The 20,482-nt window shown below is 62.1% G+C and carries 17 protein-coding genes; 4 read left to right on the top strand and 13 right to left on the bottom strand.

Annotation, left to right across the window (positions count from 1 at the left end; translation table 11 throughout):
* Positions 1 to 95: 95 nt before the first annotated feature.
* The 5 genes from FNJ47_RS32235 to FNJ47_RS32215 form a co-directional block, all read right to left on the bottom strand.
* Entirely contained in the window at positions 96 to 893 is a 798-nt protein-coding gene (locus tag FNJ47_RS32235; protein ID WP_163159971.1) for an enoyl-CoA hydratase/isomerase family protein, read from the bottom strand.
* A 49-nt stretch (positions 894 to 942) separates the two neighbouring features.
* Positions 943 to 2,139, bottom strand: coding sequence for a pyridoxal-phosphate-dependent aminotransferase family protein (locus FNJ47_RS32230; protein WP_163159970.1), 1,197 nt, complete (start codon positions 2,137 to 2,139; stop codon positions 943 to 945).
* Positions 2,140 to 2,424: 285 nt separating this feature from the next.
* Complete coding sequence (locus tag FNJ47_RS32225; protein ID WP_163159974.1) at positions 2,425 to 2,820, bottom strand: GFA family protein; 396 nt, start codon at positions 2,818 to 2,820, stop codon at positions 2,425 to 2,427.
* Between the two features lie 129 nt (positions 2,821 to 2,949).
* Positions 2,950 to 4,233 carry an MFS transporter gene (locus FNJ47_RS32220; RefSeq protein ID WP_163159969.1) on the bottom strand — a complete coding sequence of 428 codons (1,284 nt, stop codon included), beginning with the start codon at positions 4,231 to 4,233 and terminating at the stop codon, positions 2,950 to 2,952.
* Positions 4,234 to 4,284: 51 nt separating this feature from the next.
* Positions 4,285 to 5,484 (bottom strand): pyridoxal-phosphate-dependent aminotransferase family protein, encoded by a 1,200-nt coding sequence (locus FNJ47_RS32215; RefSeq protein WP_163159968.1) that lies wholly within the window; start codon positions 5,482 to 5,484, stop codon positions 4,285 to 4,287.
* A 132-nt stretch (positions 5,485 to 5,616) separates the two neighbouring features.
* On the opposite strand from FNJ47_RS32215, the gene FNJ47_RS32210 reads away from it, so the two are divergent.
* The 3 genes from FNJ47_RS32210 (at position 5,617) to FNJ47_RS32200 (ending at position 9,903) form a co-directional block, all read left to right on the top strand.
* Entirely contained in the window at positions 5,617 to 6,369 is a 753-nt protein-coding gene (locus FNJ47_RS32210) for a GntR family transcriptional regulator (RefSeq protein ID WP_163159967.1), read from the top strand.
* Positions 6,370 to 6,503: 134 nt separating this feature from the next.
* Complete coding sequence (locus FNJ47_RS32205) at positions 6,504 to 9,482, top strand: FAD-binding and (Fe-S)-binding domain-containing protein (protein WP_163159966.1); 2,979 nt, start codon at positions 6,504 to 6,506, stop codon at positions 9,480 to 9,482.
* Positions 9,475 to 9,903: a GlcG/HbpS family heme-binding protein gene (locus FNJ47_RS32200; RefSeq protein ID WP_163159965.1), complete on the top strand. Its 429-nt coding sequence runs from the start codon at positions 9,475 to 9,477 to the stop codon at positions 9,901 to 9,903. Before FNJ47_RS32205 ends, FNJ47_RS32200 begins: the two co-directional genes overlap by 8 nt.
* An 889-nt stretch (positions 9,904 to 10,792) precedes the next feature.
* Here the strand turns inward: FNJ47_RS32200 and FNJ47_RS32195 are convergent.
* The 7 genes from FNJ47_RS32195 to FNJ47_RS32165 form a co-directional block, all read right to left on the bottom strand.
* Complete coding sequence (locus FNJ47_RS32195; RefSeq protein WP_163159964.1) at positions 10,793 to 12,394, bottom strand: MFS transporter; 1,602 nt, start codon at positions 12,392 to 12,394, stop codon at positions 10,793 to 10,795.
* Between the two features lie 346 nt (positions 12,395 to 12,740).
* A complete protein-coding gene (locus FNJ47_RS32190) occupies positions 12,741 to 13,406 on the bottom strand; it encodes an isochorismatase family protein (protein ID WP_163159963.1) in 666 nt (221 codons plus the stop codon).
* Complete coding sequence (locus FNJ47_RS32185; RefSeq protein WP_163159962.1) at positions 13,403 to 14,461, bottom strand: 2,5-dihydroxypyridine 5,6-dioxygenase NicX family protein; 1,059 nt, start codon at positions 14,459 to 14,461, stop codon at positions 13,403 to 13,405. The genes FNJ47_RS32190 and FNJ47_RS32185 overlap by 4 nt, the downstream gene beginning before the upstream one ends.
* Positions 14,442 to 15,299 carry an alpha/beta fold hydrolase gene (locus tag FNJ47_RS32180; RefSeq protein ID WP_163159961.1) on the bottom strand — a complete coding sequence of 286 codons (858 nt, stop codon included), beginning with the start codon at positions 15,297 to 15,299 and terminating at the stop codon, positions 14,442 to 14,444. The genes FNJ47_RS32185 and FNJ47_RS32180 overlap by 20 nt, the downstream gene beginning before the upstream one ends.
* Positions 15,296 to 16,096: a maleate cis-trans isomerase family protein gene (locus FNJ47_RS32175; protein WP_163159960.1), complete on the bottom strand. Its 801-nt coding sequence runs from the start codon at positions 16,094 to 16,096 to the stop codon at positions 15,296 to 15,298. The genes FNJ47_RS32180 and FNJ47_RS32175 overlap by 4 nt, the downstream gene beginning before the upstream one ends.
* 19 nt (positions 16,097 to 16,115) lie before the next feature.
* Positions 16,116 to 17,042 (bottom strand): amidohydrolase family protein, encoded by a 927-nt coding sequence (locus FNJ47_RS32170; RefSeq protein WP_206685367.1) that lies wholly within the window; start codon positions 17,040 to 17,042, stop codon positions 16,116 to 16,118.
* A gap of 121 nt (positions 17,043 to 17,163) precedes the next feature.
* Positions 17,164 to 18,396, bottom strand: coding sequence for an ABC transporter substrate-binding protein (locus FNJ47_RS32165; protein WP_236000212.1), 1,233 nt, complete (start codon positions 18,394 to 18,396; stop codon positions 17,164 to 17,166).
* Between the two features lie 146 nt (positions 18,397 to 18,542).
* Here FNJ47_RS32165 and FNJ47_RS32160 point away from each other — a divergent pair, with 146 nt between their 5' ends.
* Positions 18,543 to 19,088 carry a MarR family winged helix-turn-helix transcriptional regulator gene (locus FNJ47_RS32160; protein WP_236000211.1) on the top strand — a complete coding sequence of 182 codons (546 nt, stop codon included), beginning with the start codon at positions 18,543 to 18,545 and terminating at the stop codon, positions 19,086 to 19,088.
* Positions 19,089 to 19,175: 87 nt separating this feature from the next.
* Here FNJ47_RS32160 and FNJ47_RS32155 read toward each other — a convergent pair whose 3' ends face one another.
* Entirely contained in the window at positions 19,176 to 20,318 is a 1,143-nt protein-coding gene (locus tag FNJ47_RS32155) for a xanthine dehydrogenase family Fe-S subunit (protein WP_163159958.1), read from the bottom strand.
* Between the last annotated feature and the right edge of the window lie 164 nt (positions 20,319 to 20,482).

The raw sequence follows: 20,482 nt of genomic DNA, 5'->3' as shown, positions 1-20,482 counted from the left end.
GTGTCGGCCATGCCCCCGAACACCCGTCGGTCATGTCCCCGGGCTGAACATCAAGCCGGGCGATGACAGATGTGGATGGGGACGCAGCGCGGCCGTTATTTGCCCTTGAAGTTGGGCGCGCGCTTGTTGAGGAACGCGTCCATGCCCTCGCGGAAATCCTCGCTCATATAGGCGCGCAGGATGAGGTCCTCGCCTTCCTCGCGCGACAGCGTGCGGCGAATGCGGCGCACCGCTTCCTTGGTCACCTCGAGTGTGATCGGCGCATGGCCGGCGACAAGCTTCGCGGTCTCGGTGGCGCGGCGCTGCAACGTCTCCACGTCGGGCACGACCTCGTTCAGCAGCCCGAGCGCGAGGGCTTCGGGCGCCTCGACCAGGCGCGCCTTGAAAATCAGATCCTTGGTCCGCGCCGGACCGACCAGCGAGACCAGCCGCGAGATGTTGGACATCGACAGGCAGTTGCCGAGCGTGCGCGCGATCGGGAAGCCGATCCGGGTCGCCTCGGTGCCGATGCGGATGTCGCAGCATGCGGCGATACCGGCGCCGCCGCCGGTGCACGCGCCGGCAATCGCCGCGATCACAGGCACGCGGCACTGCTCGAGTGTTCCCAGCACGCGGTCGATCCGCGCCTCGTAATCCAGCGCATCCTGCGCCGTCTTGAACGCGCGGAACTGCGAGATGTCGGTGCCGGAGGCGAACGCCTTGTCGCCGGCGCCGGTCATGATCAGCGCCTTGATCTGATGATCCTGATTGATGTTCTCGCAGATCGAGGCCATCTGCTCATACATCGCAAAGGTCAGCGCATTGCGGGCCTGCGGCCGGTTGAACGTGATGCGCGCGATCCCGTCCTCGACGGAATAGATCAGGTCTTCAGTCGGTGCGACGGGCGCGTTCATGTCTCGCTCTTTCTGTTCTTTGCGATTCGATTTCAGCCGACGGCCTTTTTCAAGCGACGGCCTTGGAGGTCTGCGCGGCGTCGCGGCCCTTCAGGACGTCCATCGCCGCCAGCACGCCGCCGCCGCGATGCGGCACCTTGGCCAGATCGAGACCCATTTCGACGCCGGACAGCGTGCCCATCAGCATCAAATCGTTGAAGTGACCAATATGCCCGATCCGGAACACCTTGCCCTTGACCTTGTTGAGGCCGGTGCCGAGCGACATGTCGAAATTATCCAGCACGACCTTGCGGAAGTGGTCGGCATCATGGCCATCAGGTACGCGCACCGCGGTCAATGCCGGCGAATGCGCGCCCTGCTCCTGGCACTGCGTCTCCAGCCCCCAGACCTTGACGGCCGCGCGCGTCGCTTCGCTGTGGCGCTTGTGGCGGGCGAACACGTTCTCCAGCCCCTCTTCCTCCAGCATCTTCACGGCCTCGCGCAAGCCGAACAGCAGGTTGGTGGCGGGCGTGTACGGCCAGGTGCCGGCCTTGTTGATGTTGATGACCTCCTGCCAATCCCAATAGGAGCGCATTCCCGGATTGGCCTTCGCCACCGTCAGCGCCTTCTCCGACACGGCGTTGAAGCCGAGGCCGGGCGGCAGCATCAAACCCTTCTGGGAGCCCGCGATCGAGACGTCGATGCCCCAGGCATCATGCTCATATTCGAGCGAGCCGAGGCCCGAGATGGTGTCGACCATCAGCAGCGCCGGATGCTTTAGGGTGTCGAGGATCTTGCGGACGTCGCGCGGATAGGTGACGCAGGCGGTCGAAGTCTCGTTATGGACCACGCAGACGGCCTTGATCTTGTGCGCCTTGTCGGCCGACAGCCTAGCCTCGATCTGCTCGAGGTCGGCGCCGTGGCGCCAGTCGCCCGGAATGAAATCGACGTCGAGCTTGAACCTGTCGGCGATGCCATGCCACAGCATCGCGAACTGCCCGGTCTCGCACATCAAAACCTTGTCGCCGGGCTGCAGCGTGTTGACGATTGCGGCCTCCCAGGCGCCGGTCCCCGACGAGGGATAGATGATCACGGGCTGCTTGGTGCGGAACACCCGCTGCATCGACGACATCACGGCAAAGCCGATCTCGGCGAATTCGGCACCGCGATGGTCCATGGTCGGCATGTCCATCGCCCGCAGCACCCGGTCCGGCACGTTGGTCGGTCCCGGAATCTGCAGAAAATGCCTTCCAGTATGCACGGTCATGAGCGTCTTTCCCGGTCTTGCCTTGGTCTTGGTAAGCCGCTCGCATATCACTATCTGGAAATCGAAGCCAACTATATCGGCCCATATCGACCCACATGGCTTTAGCTCTTCTCGATATGTCTCAGTAGGTTATCTGACGTTCGAGCTCACACCGGGCCAGACCGATCCAGTGCAGACGCCATCTGCAAGAATGCTGAGCAGCGCCTGTTGGACCAGACCTGTCCCGATTGTACCAATCGCCGTGAAGAAGGCGGGCCTTCGCCCATATTTAGCGATCCCGAATGGTCAGCTCGGGAAGCGCTCGAAGGCTGGAAGATCGTGAAGGGACCCCACCCATCGGACGCGCTCGGCCGTCTGCACCTGAACCTTGGGCGGGATCGAATTCGGATCGTCAAGCGCGGCGATCCTGACCTGCATCATGCCCATCTGGTCGAGAATCCCATTGCTGAAGAACAGCCCCGTACCGCACGTTGGGCAAAACGAGCGCTGGCCGTTTTCTGAAGACGAATAGACTTTCGGCTTCCCCTGGAGCGATACCGCAGCTTTGGGGACCATTGCCCACGCCAGCATCGGCGCTCCAGATTGCTTCCGACAATCCTGGCAATGGCAGACGGTGCTGAAAGCCGCCTGATCGGGCATTTCGAACTTGATTTCACCGCAATGGCAGCCGCCACGAAGCATACCCAAGCTCAGTACTCCCAACCTCTGTTCGAGATCGCATCCATGTCACCATTTTCGCCAGATTTGTTCTCCGCCCCGCGAGGGTCGGTCATGCATATCTGACGACGCCGCAATGGGGCCGACGGCCGCTCATTCGGCGGCCACCACCTTTCCCGGCCCCACAAGCCCGCCCGCCTCTTCGAACGGCCGTTCGGGGTGCATCATAAATGCCGAGAAACCGCCGAGCAGCAGCAGGCCCATCGACATCAGGAACGGCAGGTACCAGTTTCCGGTGGCGTCGATGACGAAACCGGCAACCAGCGGCGAGACGATGGCCGCGAAGGCCGAGCCGGTGTTCATGATCCCCGCAGCGGTGCCGGAATATTTCGGTGCGATATCCATCGGGATCGACCACATCGGGCCGATCACGAGCTCGGCGCAGAAGAAGCCGGCCGACAGGCAGAGCGCGACCACCGTGATGTCGTGAACGAACAGGATCGGCATCAGCGACAGCAGCGCGCCCGCGAATCCCACGACCGTCACGCTGAGCCGCGCCAGGCGCACATTGCCTGATCGTTCCAGGATGCGGTCGGAGATCACGCCGCCGATGCTGTCGCCGATCACCCCGGCGAAGAACACGCCGGACGCGAACAGCGCCGAGTTCTTCAGATCGAGGCTGTAGTTGTTCTTGAAGAACAGCGGCAGCCAGTTGAGGTAGAGCCACAGGCACCAGCCGTAGCAGAAATAGGTCAGCGTCACCGGCCACATTCGCTGCAACAGCGGTCCCCACGGCACCTTCGGCCGCTCGCCCTGCGGACGCGGCGGCAGCGTCGCGAGCTCGGCTTCGGTGATCGAGCGATGGTCCCGCGGCTCGTTGCGGAAGTACCAGACCCACACGATACCCCAGATGAGGCTGACGATGCCGAGCACGACGAATGCGCCGCGCCAGGTCAGCCAGAGGATCAGGAGCGCGACGACGGGCGGGGTGATGGCATTGCCGAGCCGCGCGAACGAATGCGTCAGGCCTTGCGCGAAGCCGCGACGGTTGGCCGGCGTCCAGTACTGCATGGCGCGCGTCGCGGTCGGGAACGTCGCGCCTTCGCCGAACCCTAGCGCGAAGCGCGCGACGAACAGCGCGGCAAGGCCATGGACAAAGCCGGTCATGACGGTTGCCGCGGCCCAGATCATGCCGCACCAGAACAGGGTCTGGCGTGGCCCGAAGCGATCGCCGACCCAGCCGCCGATCACCTGGAACAGCAGATAGGGATAGGCGAAGGCCGAGAACACCAGGCCGAGCTGGGTGTTGGATAGACCAAGCTCCTTCTGGATGTCGCCGGCGGCGGTGCCGATGTTCACCCGGTCGACATAGGTGATGAAATACATCACGCAGAGCATGGCCAACACGACATGGGTGGCCTTGAACCGAAGCCTCATATCCCCTCCCCCTCCCTGATCTGCGTTTCTGTTTGTCTTGTGGGTGAGCGGCTAGGTGCCGACCACCTTCAGATGCGACGCGTTGCGCTGGTCGCGCTGCTCCAGCAGCCGCATGGCGGCCTCGACGCCGCCCGAGCGATGCGGCACGCCGGCGACCGACAGTCCCATCTCGACACCGGTGAGCGCGCCGAGCAACGTCAGCTCGTTGCACTCGCCGAGATGACCGATGCGGAACACCTTGCCGGCGACCTTCGACAGGCCGGCACCGAGCGACATGTTGAAATTGTCGAGCACGACCTGGCGATACTGATCCGCGTCATGGCCGGGCGGCATCAACACCGCGGTCAGCACCGGCGAGAACTCCGAAGGCTCCTGGCACAGCACTTCGAGTCCCCATTGATTGACGGCGGCGCGCGTGGCGGCGGCCAGCCGCTGATGGCGGGCGAACACCTTGTCGAGCCCCTCCTCCAGCAGCATCGCGATCGCCTCACGCAACCCGTAGAGCAGGTTCGTCGCCGGCGTGTAGGGGAAGAAGCCCTTGGCGTTCGGCTTCAGCATTTCCTCCCAATCGAAATAGGAGCGCGGCATCTTGTTGCTGCGCGACGCGGCGCGGGCCTTTTCCGAGATGGCGTTGAAGCCGAGGCCGGGCGGCAGCATGAAGCCTTTCTGGGAGCAGCTGACGCTGACGTCGACCTTCCACTCGTCGTGGCGGTAATCGACCGAGCCCAGCGACGAAATCGTATCGACCATCAGCAGCGCCGGATGCGAAGTGCGGTCGATGGCGGCACGGATGTCACCGATCCGGCTGGTCGCGCCGGTCGAGGTCTCATTGTGGACGACCATCACCGCCTTGATGCTGTTCGCGGTGTCCTCGGCAAGCCTTGCTTCGATCTGGGCGGGGTCGGCGCCGCGGCGCCAGTCGCCGGGAATGAAGTCGACCTCGATGCCGAAGCGGCCGGCCAGTTGCCGCCACAGCGTGGCGAAGTGACCGGTCTCGACCATCAACACCTTGTCGCCGGGCGATAGCGTGTTGACGATCGCGGCTTCCCAGGCGCCGGTCCCCGACGACGGGAAGATCACCACCGGGCCTTTGGTCTGGAATATCCTGGCGCTGCCCTCCAGCACCGTCCGGCCAAGCGCGGCGAACTCCGCGCTGCGGTGGTCGATGACCGGCATGTCCATCGCGCGAAGAATGCGATCCGGGACCGGGCTCGGCCCTGGAATCTGCAAGAAATGGCGCCCTTGATGCATGAGAACCTCCCTATCGCCGGATTTTGACCCTTCGAGAAGCTATTTTGCATTCATTATTTGTATTTTCAATCCAAATTTGGTATTCGATTGAGAACATCGACGCGACCGTATCGGCAAACTATTGTTCAGAATATGAAATCTGCGATTCCCGAAACCGGGGTTCCGATCACCCAACCGGCCGCCGGCAACGGCAGCGATCGCCAGGAAGCCTCGCTTCACGGCGAGGTGCTGCTGCGCCTCCGCGACTACGTGGTGGAAGGCAACATTCCCGAGGGCGCCCGCGTTCCGGAACGGCAGCTCTGTGAAATGCTGGGGATCTCCAGGACGCCGCTGCGCGAGGCGCTCAAGGTGCTGGCCGCCGAAGGCCTGATCGAGCTCTTGCCCAATCGCGGCGCGCGGGTGCGCCAGCTCAGCCAACGCGACCTCGAGGAACTGTTCGACGTGATGGCCGGGCTGGAGAGCCTCGCCGGACGACTGGCCTGCGAGCTGATCACCGACGAGGAAATCGCCGCGATCGAGCGGCTGCATTACGAGATGTACGGCCACTATCTGCACCGCGACATGCACGGCTATTTCCAGATCAACCAGCAGATCCACGAGAGCATCGTCGCGGCTGCGCGCAACGAAACGCTGAAGACGACCTACGCCAATTTCGCGGGCCGGATCCGGCGCGTGCGCTATTCCGCCAATTTCGCCCGCAAGCGGCAGCGCTGGGGCGAGGCGATGCGCGAGCACGAGGCGATCCTCGATGCGCTGCGCCGCCGCGCGGCAAGCGAGCTCAGTGACATCCTGTTCCAGCACCTGCGCAACAAGCGATCCGCCGCGATCGATCACCTCGCTGAAGGCCAGGATACCGGCCTGGAAACGACGCCTCAGGGCGACTAACGGATGGGCCCGAGGGTCGCGATCGGATCGCGATCCTTGCTCATTTTGAATTCATAATGTAATTCTCAAATCGAGAGAATGCATAATCCGTGAGCAGGCGCCCGCGTCGCGTCATGGATCACATCGGATCTGGGATGAAGAACGCCTCATCGCTCGAACAGCGCCTGCGGTCCGAACTGACCGGCGACGTCTTCTTCGATGCCTTCAACCGCGGCCGCTACGCGACCGACGCCTCGTTCTACCAGATCATGCCGGCCGGCGTGGTGGTGCCGCGCACAGTCGATGAGGCACTGCGGACGCTTTCGATCGCCCGCGACGCCGGGCGGATCGTGACCCCGCGCGGCGGCGGCACTTCGCAATGCGGCCAGACCGTCAATGACGGCATCGTGGTCGACCTCTCCAAGCACCTGAACCGGATCGTCTCGCTCGACGTCGAGAACCGCATTTGCGTGGTCGAGCCCGGCATCGTGCTCGACGACCTCAACCGCCAACTCAGGAAGCACGGGCTGTGGTTTCCGGTCGACGTCTCGACCGCGTCGCGCGCCACCATCGGTGGCATGGCCGGCAACAATTCCTGCGGCGGCCGCTCGCTGCGCTACGGCACGATGCGCGACAACACGCTGGCGATGGATGCCGCGCTCGCCGACGGCACGCTGCTGCATTTCGGCGAGGTGCCGCGCGACCTGACGCGGATCAACGGCTCCGGCAGCGGATTGAAGCTGTTCCGCGACATGCTCGATCTCGGCGAGCGCGAGGCGGCCGAGATATCAGACAAATTCCCCAAGGTGCAGCGCCGCGTCGGCGGCTATAACCTCGACGCGCTGGTGCCGCGCAACGCGCCGAACAACATGGCGCATCTGCTGGTCGGCTCGGAGGGCACCCTCGCCTTCACCACGCAGGTCGAGCTGAAGCTGTGGCCTGTGATCCGCAACAAGGCGCTCGGCGTCTGCCATTTCGGCAGCTTCTACGAGGCAATGGATGCGGCCCAGCATCTGGTGAAGCTGCGGCCCATTGCCGTTGAGCTGGTCGATCGCACCATGATCGCGCTCGGCCGCGAGATCGCAATGTTCCAGCCGATCATCTCGGCAGCCGTGCGCGGCGATCCGGACGCGATCCTGGTGGTCGAGTTCGCGGAAGAGGACCAGGCCGACAATCTCGCCCGTCTCAAGCAGCTCGGCGAGCTGATGGGCGATCTCGGCTTCGGCTGGGACAAGCCGCAACGCAAATGGGGCGGCGTGGTCGAGATCGTCGAGCCGGCGCTGCAATCCGGCATCGCCGATTTCCGCGCCGCCGGCCTCAACGTCATGATGTCGATGAAGCAGGAGGGCAAGCCGGTCTCGTTCGTCGAGGATTGCGCGGTGCCGCTGCCGCACCTCGCCGACTACACCGAGCGGCTCAATGCCGTCTTCGCCAAACACGGCACCCGTGGCACGATGTATGCCCATGCCTCCGAGGGCTGCCTGCATGTGCGCCCGGTACTCAATCTCAAGCTCGAGAAGGACGTCAAGGCAATGCGCGCCATTGCCGAGGAAGCCTTCGCCATGGTGCGCGAATACAAGGGCTCGCATTCCGGCGAGCATGGCGACGGCCTGGTGCGCTCGGAATTCCACGAGACCATGTTCGGTAAGCGCATCGTCGCCGATTTCCGCGAGGTCAAGCAGCGCTTCGACCCGACCAACACGCTCAACCCGGGCAAGATCGTCGATCCGCCCAGGATGGACGACCGATCGCTGTTTCGTTTTTCGCCGGATTATCGCGTCGGCGATTTGAAGACGGCGCTCGACTGGTCGGCCTATCCCGGCGCCGGCGGCGGCTTCCAGGGCGCCGTCGAGATGTGCAACAACAACGGCGCTTGCCGCAAGCTCGAAGGCGGCGTGATGTGCCCGTCCTATCGTGCGACACGCAATGAAAAGGACGTCACCCGCGGTCGCGCCAACACGCTGCGGCTCGCGATCTCGGGCCAGCTCGGGCCGGACGCGCTCGCTTCCGACGAGATGATGGACACGCTGAAACTCTGCGTCTCCTGCAAGGCCTGCCGCCATGAGTGCCCGACCGGCGTCGACATGGCCAAGATGAAGATCGAGGTGCTGGCCGCACGCGCCGCGACGCACGGCCTGTCTCTGCGCGACCGGCTGGTCGGCTACCTGCCGCGCTATGTCGATCTCGCCTCGCGTTTTGCGCCGATCGCAAACTGGCGCAACCGCAGCCCGCTGCTGCGCGGTCTGTTCGAGACGCTCGCCGGGATCAGCGCCAAGCGCGCACTGCCGGAATTTCGTCGCGACACTTTCCGGCCCGATGCCGAGGTGCTGGGTCCGCCGGAGGGACGTGAAGTGGTGCTGTTCGCCGACACGTTCAACCGCGGTTATGAGCGCGAGAATCTCGACGCCGCGGTTGAGGTCCTGATCGCCGGCGGTTATCGCGTGCACCTGCCGAGTCCGTTGGATGGCGTCCGGCCGCCGTGCTGCGGACGCACATTCCTGTCGGCCGGACTGGTCGAGCAGGCCCGCGCCGAGCTCGACCGGCTGGTTTCGACCTACGCACCGTTCGCGGCGCGCGGCGTGCCGATCATCGGCCTCGAGCCGAGCTGCCTTCTCACCTTGCGTGACGAACTGCTGTCGCTGCGATCGGATGGGGCCGCGAAGTCCGTCAGCGCCCACGCCTTGCTGTTCGAGGAGTTTCTGGTGCGAGAAGCGGAGGCCGGACGCCTCGCCCTCCCGCTTGGCGCGGTCGCCGGAAAAGCGGTCGTGCACGGTCATTGCCACCAAAAATCCTTTGGTGCGTTCAAGCCGGTGGAGAAGCTGCTGCGCCTGGTGCCCGGCCTCGAGGTCAAGACCATCGAGTCGAGTTGCTGCGGCATGGCCGGCGCGTTCGGCTATGGCGCGGAGACCTATCAGGCCTCGATCGAGATGGCCGAACTCTCGCTGCTCCCTGCGGTTCGCGGCGCCGATCAGGATACGCTGATCGTGGCCGACGGCACCTCGTGCCGGCATCAGATCAAGGACGGCAGCGGCCGCACGCCGCTGCATGTCGCCAGCGTATTGGCGATGAGCCTGAAACGTGCGAAATCGAAATCCGACCAATCATTGCCGACAAAGGAACAGGCCCATGGCTGAGCTCACTCTCGACACCGCCCGCAAGATTCTGGATGCCGCCCTCGCCAAGGGCGTCGAGAAGAAGCTGAAGCCGCTGGTCGTCACCATCCTCGATGCGCGCGGCGCAGTGAAGGTGACCGCGGCCCAGGACGGCACCAGCCTGATGCGGGCCGAAATCGCCCATGGCAAGGCCTACGGCGCGCTGGCGCTCGGCATGGGATCGCGGGCGCTGTACCAGCGCGCGCAGGAGCAGGCCTATTTCATCGATTCCGTGAACACGCTGGCGCAGGGCCGGCTGGTGCCGGTCCCCGGCGGCGTGCTGATCATGGACGGCGCGACCCTGCTCGGCGCCGTCGGCGTCAGCGGCGACACCTCTGACAATGACGAGATCTGCGCCGTGGCCGGCATCGAAGCCGCCGGCCTGAAGGCCAACGCGGGGTAGATCTGTTGGCTCCGTCCTTGGCCACGCGCTTACCAAAAAGATCCGCTGATTGAAGGCATTTTGCATCTCGTCGGCGGGTCGAGTTGTTAGACCACTACAATTTATCGAAGGGCGACCTAACTCCAAATCGTCTGCCAAAGGGCCATCGGCCGTGCACGATCCATCGCCCCGCGGGGGTTCAAAGTAGGTTCAAATCCTGGACGGGATTTGAACCTGTGACGGCTGCGATAGCCGGCGACTTCGATGCTAAGCGTGGGTTTATGGTGCGCTCGGAGGTCGTTCGCGTTTGTTGCGATTTCAACAGCTTATCTGGATGGTTGAAGTTGCTAGGTGCACTTCGCCGTCAAAGGTGCTTTTTCGGCCCTGGTTCAGACAAGAGCTAGTCGCCCGGATGCAACCCCGCCCTATTCTCGTGAGATCCGCCGGCTACTCATAACGGTCTGGTTGCAGGTTCGAGTCCTGCCGGGCCCAGCAAGAGGATCAATATCTTACTGCGCGTTCGTTGCCCGTAGCACGACGTCCGCACCAGAAACCGCACCAGATACGAGCTCTTTTCGTTCGTGTACTGGCTCAGCGGCGCGGATTCATGCGGGGGCGTTGACTAGCTACCTGGGCTTCGCGCAAATCTGTTCCGACGACGTCAAAGATTTGCAGTCTTGGGCCGTATAGTCGGAAAACCTGGCGCCCTGGTTCACCGGCCGTTCGCCGGTCTGCCAATTGTCGACTGAAGCTGGCCTGAGAGCCAATCTGAAGACGGCCTTGGCCAATTTCTTCTTGACCGGCAACGAGTAGCCGGTCGGCGAATTCCTTCAACGCCAAGGCAAGACGATCGAACCCTGCCGAGCCCAATCTGCCGTCGAAGGGTCGCCGCCATGATGCTCCGTTGTCATCAATCCAACGGACGACCGCGAGTCTCCGGCACGAAGCAAATAGCGACAACGAACGCGAACCCCGACACGATCACCGGATACCACAATCCAAAATAGGGATTTCCGGAATACACATTCATTGCTGTGACAACAAAGGATAGCATTCCGCCAACCCAACCCGCGCCCACATGAAACGGAAACGAGAGGGACGTATATCGAATGCGCGCCGGAAACAACTCGACCATGAAAGCTGCCATTGGGCCGTACACCATCGCCAGATAAAGCACGAGTACGAACAGGAGCCCAAATACCGCAGGGCGATTGATCTTCGAAGGATCGGCGGATGATGGCCACCCCGCCGAGACCAACGCCTGCCTAAGCGTGTCGGGGTTAAAGTCCTCTACGAGACGTCCTGCGATTTTGACCGTGGTCGGCGCGCCGAGGGCCGGCTGCTCCGACCGATACTGGACACCAAGGTCAGCTAGAAGGCCCGTCACTTTATCGCATTCCGTGGCAGCCTCAGCAAACAAGCGGAAATTGCAGTCGCGAGCCGTGACGACTATATCGGCGTTCTCGAGAAAGCGCTCCAGGCCCGGGTTTGCATAGTGGGTCAAGCCCTTGAAGATCGGCTGGGTGGTGACAGCCGCCAACAGGCAAGCCAGCGCCATGATGGGCTTGCGGCCGATGCGATCGGACAACCAGCCGAAGAAAACATAGAGAGGCGTTACCACGACCAAAGCGGGGCCGATCAGCAATTGTACCTCCTCCATAGGCACCTTTAGTGTCTTGTTGAGAAAGAACATCGAGTAGAAATGTCCGGTGCCGAAGATCGCTCCGAGGCCTGCAGCAACAACGAACAACAGAACGATGCATTTGAGGTTCGAGGCCTGCGTAAAGCTCTCGGTGACCGGCGCCCTCGACGTTGCGCCGGCAGCCTTCATCCGCTGGAACGTAGGCGACTCGTGTAGCTTCGCACGAAAGTAGACGGACACGATCAGCAACAGCAGCGACAACACGAACGGCAAGCGCCAGCCCCAATCGTGGAACTGCTTATCGGATAGTATGAGCTTCAACCCGAATACCACGATGATAGAGCTCAGGAGCCCGAGCGTCGCCGTGGTCTGAAGTGAACTAGTGTAGGCCCCACGCCGGTGCACCGGCGAGTGTTCCGCAACATAGGTCACGGCTCCACCGACTTCGCCGCCCAGCGCCAGGCCCTGCAGCAAGCGACAAAGCACGAGTCCGTACGTCGCCGCGATCCCGATTTGATCGTAGGTTGGAAGCAGTCCCACCCCCACCGTAGCAACGCCCATGAGAATGATGGTCACAAGAAACGTCTTCTTGCGTCCAACCATGTCTCCCAGGCGACCGAAGAACAGCGCGCCGATCGGACGAATGAGGAAACCGGCACCAAACGTTGCGAGGCTTGCGAGGAATGCCGCCGTCTCGTTGCCTTTCGGGAAGAAGAGATGCCCGAGCTGAACCGCCAGAGCCGCGTAGATGTAGAAGTCGTACCACTCAAGCAGCGCACCGAATGAAGACGCCAATACGACCTTCTTCTCCTCGGCGGTCATTGCGGAAGTCGCACGCAGAGCGCTTACAGAATGCAGCGTGTCCGTCATCGTCCCCTCACCTCTTATCTTGTCGAATTGAGATGTATACTGAGTATATCACTTTCGCGACGGTTAACAACTCAGAATCAAGTCGAGCAAGTACGCGCTGTTTTGAAAGAAAATTGCCATAGGCTATTCGAAAAATGATCTTAAGCGTCTCGTTTATTCATCAGTACACAAATAATTTTTGAACGAATTGTCGCCGGGCAAACCAAACTCGTTCGCGCAAACAGAAGGTCCCGCAGAACGCCTGACGGAAGACAACCTGATTATCGAAGGATACGGGCAACGTTGGCGACATGTGCGCAATCCGCCGCTATTGCCACCCCCAGTGCTGACATCACGAAGCGGGCCATTAGCGCCTGCTCGAGCCGCCGATCACAGCGGCAGATCCGGGCGTCTTCGCTTCCACCAGCTCCAACGTATCGGAGAGATCCATCACGACTGCGTACTTCTCCGACATGTCGAACAGGTTCGCTTCATGCGGCCGGATCGCGCGGTCTCCGACGCAATCGCGGACCACAAGCGGAAGGAAGCCTAACGACATCGCATCAACGACGCTGGCTCTAACACAGCCGCTGGTGACGCAGCCCGCGACCACAAGAGTCCGGACGCCGCGCTGCGTCAGCCAAGGTGCCAGTCCTGTTGCGAAAAATGCCGACGGCACGGTCTTGCGCACGACCAGCTCATCCGTCTCCGGCCCGAGCTGCGAAACAATCGCGCTGTTCGAGGAGCCCTCCTTCAACGCGAGCAGCCCCGGCACCTTCATCGCAAAAACGTTGCGGTCAGCGTCGTCGTCCGCGAATACGATCCTGGAATGCGCAACCGGCCACCCTCGCCGACGAGCTTCGCCCACCAGACCAACCGTTTTCTCCATGGCGGCGGCAATGTTGCCGCCGCCGAAAACGGCAGGATCGAGGAAGCCATTGACGAAATCGACGATTAGCAGCCCGAACGGAGCAACAATATCTAGGTCCTGGCCGAAGCCCTGCCGGCGATATGTCAACTTGTCGTCGGTCATTCGGCCGCCTCGCGAACCGGACCACCATCGAGCACCTTTCCGTTCCGGACGACTTCCTCCCCGTCGAGCGCAATCGTGCAGTTACGCATCGGAATATCGATGTGACACGCGGTCGTCCGGCTACCGCCAGCCTCGTTGTTCGGCCCGAACGAGAACAAGAAATTGCCCTCGAAGGCCCGTGCGTCCATGCCGATCGTGGCTTCCCGGTCATAGAGACCGAGCGTCGACCACTTCGCCCTCGGCTGCAGTCCCCAGCCGATGTGCGACATCGCGTATGCGTCACGATCATTGTACGAGGCCATGTATTCGCTCAGGATCTCGGCATCGACGCCGCCCTCGATCGACGTGACGAAACCCTTCTCGATCTCGAAGTGGATACGATCCTGAATGTAGGACTTCATCGGGAGCAGGATGTCGCCCCGCTCCATCACGATCGTTCCGTCGGCCTCACCTTCGTTCGCCCAGGTCAAGGCAAACCCGCTGGGCCAATGATCCCATCTTCCCGGCTCGTCAACGAAGCCGTACTCGCTGATTGCCGGGAACTGGCCCAGCTTGAAACGCACATCCGTCCCGGCCGGCGACGTGACATGCATCTCCTTCGCCTTGCTGAGCTTGGCGCTGGCGGCCATGACGCGGGACCGCTCGGCCAGCGTCGGCACCATGCGCACCAGGACTTCCGGAGGTTCGACAGCGAGCAGAATTTTCGTCCCCGCTTTCAGTATCTCGTGCTGCTCGGGAGAGAACAGAAGGGTCATGAGATCAAGGACAAGATCGCTCTCCTTCAAGGCCGCGATTGCGGCCCGATTTCCGGTCAAGGGCGTCGTCCCCAGATAGGCAAGCGAATCTCGGCTCAACGCCTTCTCGCCATTGACCGGAAGCAGATCGAGCCGGTTGACGATTGCGCCCATCGATGCAGCCGCGAGGATTGCCGTGGACAGGGTCTGCGGATGCGTCGACGAACTGGTGAGCACCGTGACAAGTTGACCCGGCTCCAGCTTGGAAAGCGCGAGAACCTGCTTCCAGGCCTGTATCAGATCATGATCGCTGACTGACATGTTCTTTCTCCTTGCTGGTTGCGGCGTCCAGACGAGCGCCGAGAAATGCCTCGAAGGCAGCGTAGAAACCTTCTTCATCATCCCAAGGGATCATGTGCCCCGCGTCGGTCACCCGGGTGGTCGAAGCGCCCGGCACAAGTCGTTGGATTTCGGAAATGTCATCGTCGCGAACGACGTCACCACGTCCGGCCGCGATCAGCCTCACGGGTACGCAGATCCCTCCGAGATCGGCGTGAACGTCGTCGGTGTGAAACCCGTCGAAACTCTCTCGCACCGCACGCTCGTCGCAGGTGTGCAACCATTCTGCTCGAAGCCGCAACTGATCATCGGTCCAGGTCGGACAAAAAGCGCGCATCGCTTCGGCGTCGCAACCGCGGCTCGCAAGCCGAATGGAATCCACATACCAATCGAGTCTTGCCGGATAGCTCCGTCGGCCGGGTCCTGATACAGGGGGATCCACCAGGACGAGCCTCGCTAGTCCGGGCAGCCCCATGCGCGCCGCACGAACTGCGATACGAGCGCCCATCGAGTGGCCTACGACGGAGTATCGTGACAACTTCAACGCTGCGGCCAACCCGGCCAGATCGGCAGCCTGCGCATCCAGGCTGTAGTCGAGCGAAGATCCGCTCTCGGACAGTCCCCTGCCCCGAATGTCGAGAACGTAGGTCTCGAACTCGCGGCCAAACCGTTCGCCGACGAACCCCCAAGTCACGGCCGGACTGGTAATGCCGGGCAGAATGATGACCGGATCACGCCCCGCCCGCGGCTGCCCGTAAAGCAGGTAGTGGAGCCTGATCCCGTTCACATGAACGTTGCCGCCGCTCCGGAACGCACTCATCTTGCGGCCTGCAACTTTGCGATACGAGCGGACGATGCATCCTTGTTGAAGGCGCCCGAAAGCAACGCACCGGCGCCGGGCACCCGTGTGTCCAGTTCGAGGGCCGTTAACATCGCGTATGTCGTCGCGACGGCGGCAGTGACGACGGGCTTGCCGGTTCTGGCCTCGACCTCCGCAATCGAGGGCAACGATGGCATCTGCACGCATGCCGACAAGACGATCGCATCGGCATCCTTCAGATCCATGCTCGCCACGATCTTCGGCAGGTTCGCGGGGTCGTGCCGACCGACCATGATGTTGTCCGGGATCTCCAGCGCGCGAGAATCGGAGACGCTGATCCCTTCATGCTCGATGTAGTCGATCACAAGCTGCGTAAGTGGCTTCATGTATGGCGCAACCACGGCAATACGCTTGGCACCGATCACATGAAGGGCGTCAACGAGGGCACCGGCGCTGGTCACAACGGGCGCCGGTGCACCGTTCTCGGCCGTGCGACCGTGGAGCCGCTCCTGTGAGACCCGGTGATATGACTTCCCCATGCTCATGATCGCCACGAGACAGGCGTAACCGAGCACGTCGACACGCGCATCCGAAAGCTCGAGAGCGCAGCGATCGGACTCGCTGTCCATGGCAGCGAGTTCCTCCTTCTTGACCGTCTTCATTCGCATCCGGCTGGAATGAAACGTGAAGCGTGTGCCGTGTGCGAGCGAATGCGCGCCAAGCATCGCGGGGATTTCAGTCTCCATGGTCGTGTTCGAGCTCGGAACGATCTGACCGACGCGATAAACCTTTTGCATTTGGTGTCTCCCCGGCCGATCAGGCCAATTTCAGAATGCGTTCAGCGTTGCGCGAGCAGACTTGCGCACGGACCTCTTCGGGTATCGAAGCGGATTCGATGAAATCCGCGGCTATTGCCGTCGACTCGTAGGGGTAGTCGACCGAAAACATGACCGCGTCGTTGCCCATCTCGGCAAGTGCGCAGGTCAGCGCTGCAGGCGAACAGACTCCGGACGTCGTGATGAAGATGTTGCGTCCGAAATACTCGGAAGGCTTGCGCGCCAGCTGAACACCGTGCGGGTAGACGGCGAAGCGGCTGTCGAACCGCCACAGCAGCATCGGGAGTCCCTCTCCCATGTGGCCGAGGATTATCTTCAGCCGGGGAAAGCGATCGAAGACACCGCCGAACAGCAGTCTGAGCGCATGGGTCGCGGTCTCGACGCCCCACCCCCACACTGCACCGGTGAGCTCTGGATGGCCGTCATAGGCCTTCGGAATCGGACTCGGGTCCGTCGGATGCAAATAGAGCGGAACGTCCAGATGTTGCATCCGCTCCCAGAACGCGTCGTAGGACGGGTGGTCGTAGTAGATCCCGCCTGTATGACCGTTGACCAGGGCCCCTTTGAAACCAAGGTCCTCAACGGCTCGGGTCAGTTCGTCCGCAGCCGCCTTCGGGGAATGCATCGCCAACGACGCAAAGCCGGCATAGCGCGCCGGACGCCGCTTGACCTGCCGTGCAAGATAGTCATTGCCCTCGGCGGCGCGCCGGATCGCGATGTCTACGTTGGGCTCAGCCTGAACGCTCGGGCCGGTCTGCGACAAGACGACCTTGTCGATTCCGGCTCGATCCATCTCGTCGAGCCGCAAGTCGTCGAAATCCTTCAGTTGGGACGACAGCCTGGATTGCGCAGCGGAGTCCATGTGCTTGGTGAAGACCTTCGAGTACTCCTCGAAGCCTGGCGCCATGAAGTGCTCTTCAAGCGCGATCTTGCGAATTCTGGACGACATGGCTTACTCCTTACGGATCTCGAACGTGCGCGGACCCCGGTCACGGCTAAGACGGACCGGACCGGGGTGACCCTCTTGGTCATTTCACGAGGGGACATTCGCTTTCAGCCAGGGGCTTGAACGCCTCGGCCGCGGGAATGGTCGCCAGGACCTTGTAGTAGTCCCACGGCGCCTTCGATTCAGATGGCTTCTTCACTTCGACCAGGTACATGTCGTGGACCATTCGTCCGTCGGCTCGCACTGAACCGGTCTGCGTGAAGGAATCCCGCACAGGCAGCTCTCGCATCTTTTCCGCGACGGCAATCCCGTCGTCGGTACCCGCCTCCTTCACTGCCTTCAGGTAGTGAAGCACGCCGGAATAGACGCCGGCCTGCGCCATGGTCGGCATGGCTTTGCGCTTCTTGTAGAATTTCTCCGCGAAAGCGCGGCTCTGGTCGTTCAGATCCCAGTAGTAGCCGGTCACAAAAGTGAGACCCTGGGCGACCTGAAGACCGAGACTGTGCACATCAGTGATGAACGTGACCGGGGTAACGATTGTCTGCCCGCCCTGCACTATTTGGAATTCATTGGCTTGCTTCACGGCATTGACCGTGTCGCCACCGGCGTTGGCGAACGCGATGACCTTCGCTTTCGAGGATTGCGCCTGAAGCAGAAAGGATGAGAAATCCGGTGTGTTCAGCGGATGGCGTGCGGCTCCCACCACCTTGCCGCCGGCTGCCTTGACTGCCTTCGACGCCTCCGCCTCGAGCGAAAGACCGAACGCGTAGTCGACCGTCAGGAAGTACCAAGTGTCAATCCCCTTCTTCACGAGGGCAGAGGCGACCCCCGCAGCATTCGAATAGTTGTCATAGGTCCACTGAAATCCGGTCGGCGAGCACGCCTTCCCGGTGAGATCCATCGTTGCTGCCGTGGAGTAGATCGCGATCTTCTTCTTGGCTCTCGCGACCTCCTGGACGGCTAGTGCCACGCCCGAGTTGGGGAAGTCGATCACCATGTCGACGTGATCGACATCGAACCATCGACGCGCCAATTGCGAACCGACATCGGCCTTGTTCTGGTGATCCCCCGAGAGCACTTTGATCGGCTTCCCGATCACGGTTGGCCCGAACTCCTCCACCGCAATTTCCGCGGCCGCAACGGAGCCGGGCCCGCCGAGATCCGCGTAGACACCACTCAAGTCGTTCAGGACGCCGACCGTAATCGCGTCGGGGCCTGCCTTGGCCGGACCCAGACCCGATACTAAGATGAGCGCGAAAGTCGATGATATGAGCCTGTTCATGAGCCATCCTCCGTTTGCCTCACGCGCCGCCATCTTCTTGTTGTTATTCTCAGGTCAATCCTGAAACCGGCGGTATCGTACGCGATAAAGAGATGTATACTGAGTAATTTGGCGACTCGTCAAGAGGCCTCTGGCGCAATCGCTCGCCGCGCCCGCCTAAAGAATGGAAGGAATGCACGTTGAAGAAGCAATCATCCGCCAATTCCACGAAGCCCGAAGTCAGGGTGGAGATGGCACGGATGCCCCTAGCATCGCGCCCTGGCTACCTGATCCGCCGTCTGCATCAGATCCACTCGGCGATCTTTCTTGAAGAGTGCCAGGAGTTTGGCATCACACCGGTGCAGTACGGTCTGATCACAACCCTGCTCAACAACCCGGGTATCGATCAGGTGACGCTTGGCGGTGAGGTCGGCATCGATCGCACTAATGTTGCAGACGTCCTGAACCGCCTGTCAGAACGCGGCCTGGTGCGGCGCGAACGAAGCCAAACGGACCGACGCTCGATGGTGGCCTTCCTGACCAAGGATGGCGAAGCGGTTGTCGACAAGATGTACGACAGTATGCGGCGCGCGCAGGATCGCTTTCTCGCCCCGCTGCGCCCCGAATTCAGGGCCGCGTTCCTCGCGATGGTAACCGAGTTGATCGAAGGCAACAGCAAGTACAGCCTGCCCGACACCGCCGCGGCATCCGGGCGGCGGAAGTCGACCGCAGGTCAGAACGAATAGGCCGGGATAGCTGAATATACTCAGTATACCACGTTAATATAGAGCGTGTACGGGAGTTCTCCTAAGGGTAGGGCCGCTTCTGCGGCCCTACTGCCGCGAAAACAAGCGCGCCTTGAGAACCGACCAAATCAGTCCAAGGCCGCCGAGCGTCGTCTTTCTCCGAGGCGGAGCCGCACCCGTGATACTGGCTTCGAGGTTTTCGGCGAATGCCGTAGCCAATCGACGCACGACGTCCTGCACCAACCCGGCTCGGTTGAACTGAGCGAGCGGTCCGCTCAGCTTCCAGGTCAGCGTGACCGCAATCAGTGATGCGCTTGGCCCGTCGGCAATGACGCTCCAGCGCGCGCTGCCCGCTGCGGACGACCCTTGTCCGGAATCACGCCCCCGGCCAGTCAGCCATCCCTCTCGCTTCGAGGAATCCATGCCGACTTTCGCCTGGCCGTTGAAAGCGACCTTGATCGGACCGAGCGATATTCGAACCTTTCCGACGAGATCCTCTCCGTCGAGCGACGTGATCTCAGCGCCAGGCACGCAGGGGACGACCCGTTTCAGGTCCGAAAGAATGCTCCAAACCTGCTCCGGGGGCGCCGCGACTCGTACCCGTTCCTCGATCGATGTGCCGCCGGCCGATCCGCCAATCGGTGCCGCTTTAGCTGCAGCCGACGAACGCGTCACGGGCCCGTTTGTCGCTAAAAGGGACGCGGGCCGCGACCTCGAGCCCTCGAACCTGCTCACGGTAACCGGAGCCACGGCCGCCGCCACGTTGGGCTTTCTGCCCGCAGCGACTTTTTTGACCGCGGCGACAATCCCGACATAACCGGTGCAGCGGCAGAGATTGCCGGACAGTTCTTCGCGCAGAGCCCGCTCATCGATATCGCCCAGCCGAAGCACGATATCTCGCGCTGTCGTCAGCATTCCGGGCGTGCAGAAGCCGCATTGCAGGGCATGGCACTCGGAAAACGCCTCGCGCAATTCCTGCATGGTCGGATCGTCATCAAAACCTTCGATCGTGGTAACGTCGGCGCCGTTGCAATCAGCAGCAAATGTGATGCACGAGCGTTGGATCCTGCCATCGAGCACAACCGTGCAGGCACCGCAAACACCCTGCTCGCATCCGAGATGCGTTCCGGTAAGGTGAAGCTCGCTGCGCAAGAAGTCCGCCAACAGCGTGCGCGGCTCAACATCCGCCGCGACAACCCCTCCGTTGACCGTCATTGACACCTGCGTCATCGGCCCTGCCTCCCACCCAAAGTCGCCAGGGCCCGGCGAACCGCGACCGCATGCAATTCCTGCGTGTCGATATCGAGGTTCGGCAGAACGCGGCGGGTTACCTGCGCCCAGAGATAGCATGACCACCCAGGCTCCCCCCTCACCACCAGTGCGGCCGCCTCGGG

Source organism: Bradyrhizobium uaiense (assembly GCF_010811875.1).
GTDB lineage: Bacteria > Pseudomonadota > Alphaproteobacteria > Rhizobiales > Xanthobacteraceae > Bradyrhizobium > Bradyrhizobium uaiense.
Note: the sequence above shows the minus strand (reverse complement) of the source record. Positions and strands in the feature narration are given on the sequence as shown.

Excerpts from the sequence above, each read along its gene's own strand:
- FNJ47_RS32235 (WP_163159971.1), bottom strand. The coding sequence starts at position 893 with ATGAACGCGCCCGTCGCACCGACTGAAGACCTGATCTATTCCGTCGAG.
- FNJ47_RS32230 (WP_163159970.1), bottom strand. The coding sequence starts at position 2,139 with ATGACCGTGCATACTGGAAGGCATTTTCTGCAGATTCCGGGACCGACC.
- FNJ47_RS32225 (WP_163159974.1), bottom strand. The coding sequence starts at position 2,820 with ATGCTTCGTGGCGGCTGCCATTGCGGTGAAATCAAGTTCGAAATGCCC.
- FNJ47_RS32220 (WP_163159969.1), bottom strand. The coding sequence starts at position 4,233 with ATGAGGCTTCGGTTCAAGGCCACCCATGTCGTGTTGGCCATGCTCTGC.
- FNJ47_RS32215 (WP_163159968.1), bottom strand. The coding sequence starts at position 5,484 with ATGCATCAAGGGCGCCATTTCTTGCAGATTCCAGGGCCGAGCCCGGTC.
- FNJ47_RS32210 (WP_163159967.1), top strand. The coding sequence starts at position 5,617 with ATGAAATCTGCGATTCCCGAAACCGGGGTTCCGATCACCCAACCGGCC.
- FNJ47_RS32205 (WP_163159966.1), top strand. The coding sequence starts at position 6,504 with ATGAAGAACGCCTCATCGCTCGAACAGCGCCTGCGGTCCGAACTGACC.
- FNJ47_RS32200 (WP_163159965.1), top strand. The coding sequence starts at position 9,475 with ATGGCTGAGCTCACTCTCGACACCGCCCGCAAGATTCTGGATGCCGCC.
- FNJ47_RS32195 (WP_163159964.1), bottom strand. The coding sequence starts at position 12,394 with ATGACGGACACGCTGCATTCTGTAAGCGCTCTGCGTGCGACTTCCGCA.
- FNJ47_RS32190 (WP_163159963.1), bottom strand. The coding sequence starts at position 13,406 with ATGACCGACGACAAGTTGACATATCGCCGGCAGGGCTTCGGCCAGGAC.
- FNJ47_RS32185 (WP_163159962.1), bottom strand. The coding sequence starts at position 14,461 with ATGTCAGTCAGCGATCATGATCTGATACAGGCCTGGAAGCAGGTTCTC.
- FNJ47_RS32180 (WP_163159961.1), bottom strand. The coding sequence starts at position 15,299 with ATGAGTGCGTTCCGGAGCGGCGGCAACGTTCATGTGAACGGGATCAGG.
- FNJ47_RS32175 (WP_163159960.1), bottom strand. The coding sequence starts at position 16,096 with ATGCAAAAGGTTTATCGCGTCGGTCAGATCGTTCCGAGCTCGAACACG.
- FNJ47_RS32170 (WP_206685367.1), bottom strand. The coding sequence starts at position 17,042 with ATGGCGCCAGGCTTCGAGGAGTACTCGAAGGTCTTCACCAAGCACATG.
- FNJ47_RS32165 (WP_236000212.1), bottom strand. The coding sequence starts at position 18,396 with ATGGCGGCGCGTGAGGCAAACGGAGGATGGCTCATGAACAGGCTCATA.
- FNJ47_RS32155 (WP_163159958.1), bottom strand. The coding sequence starts at position 20,318 with ATGACGCAGGTGTCAATGACGGTCAACGGAGGGGTTGTCGCGGCGGAT.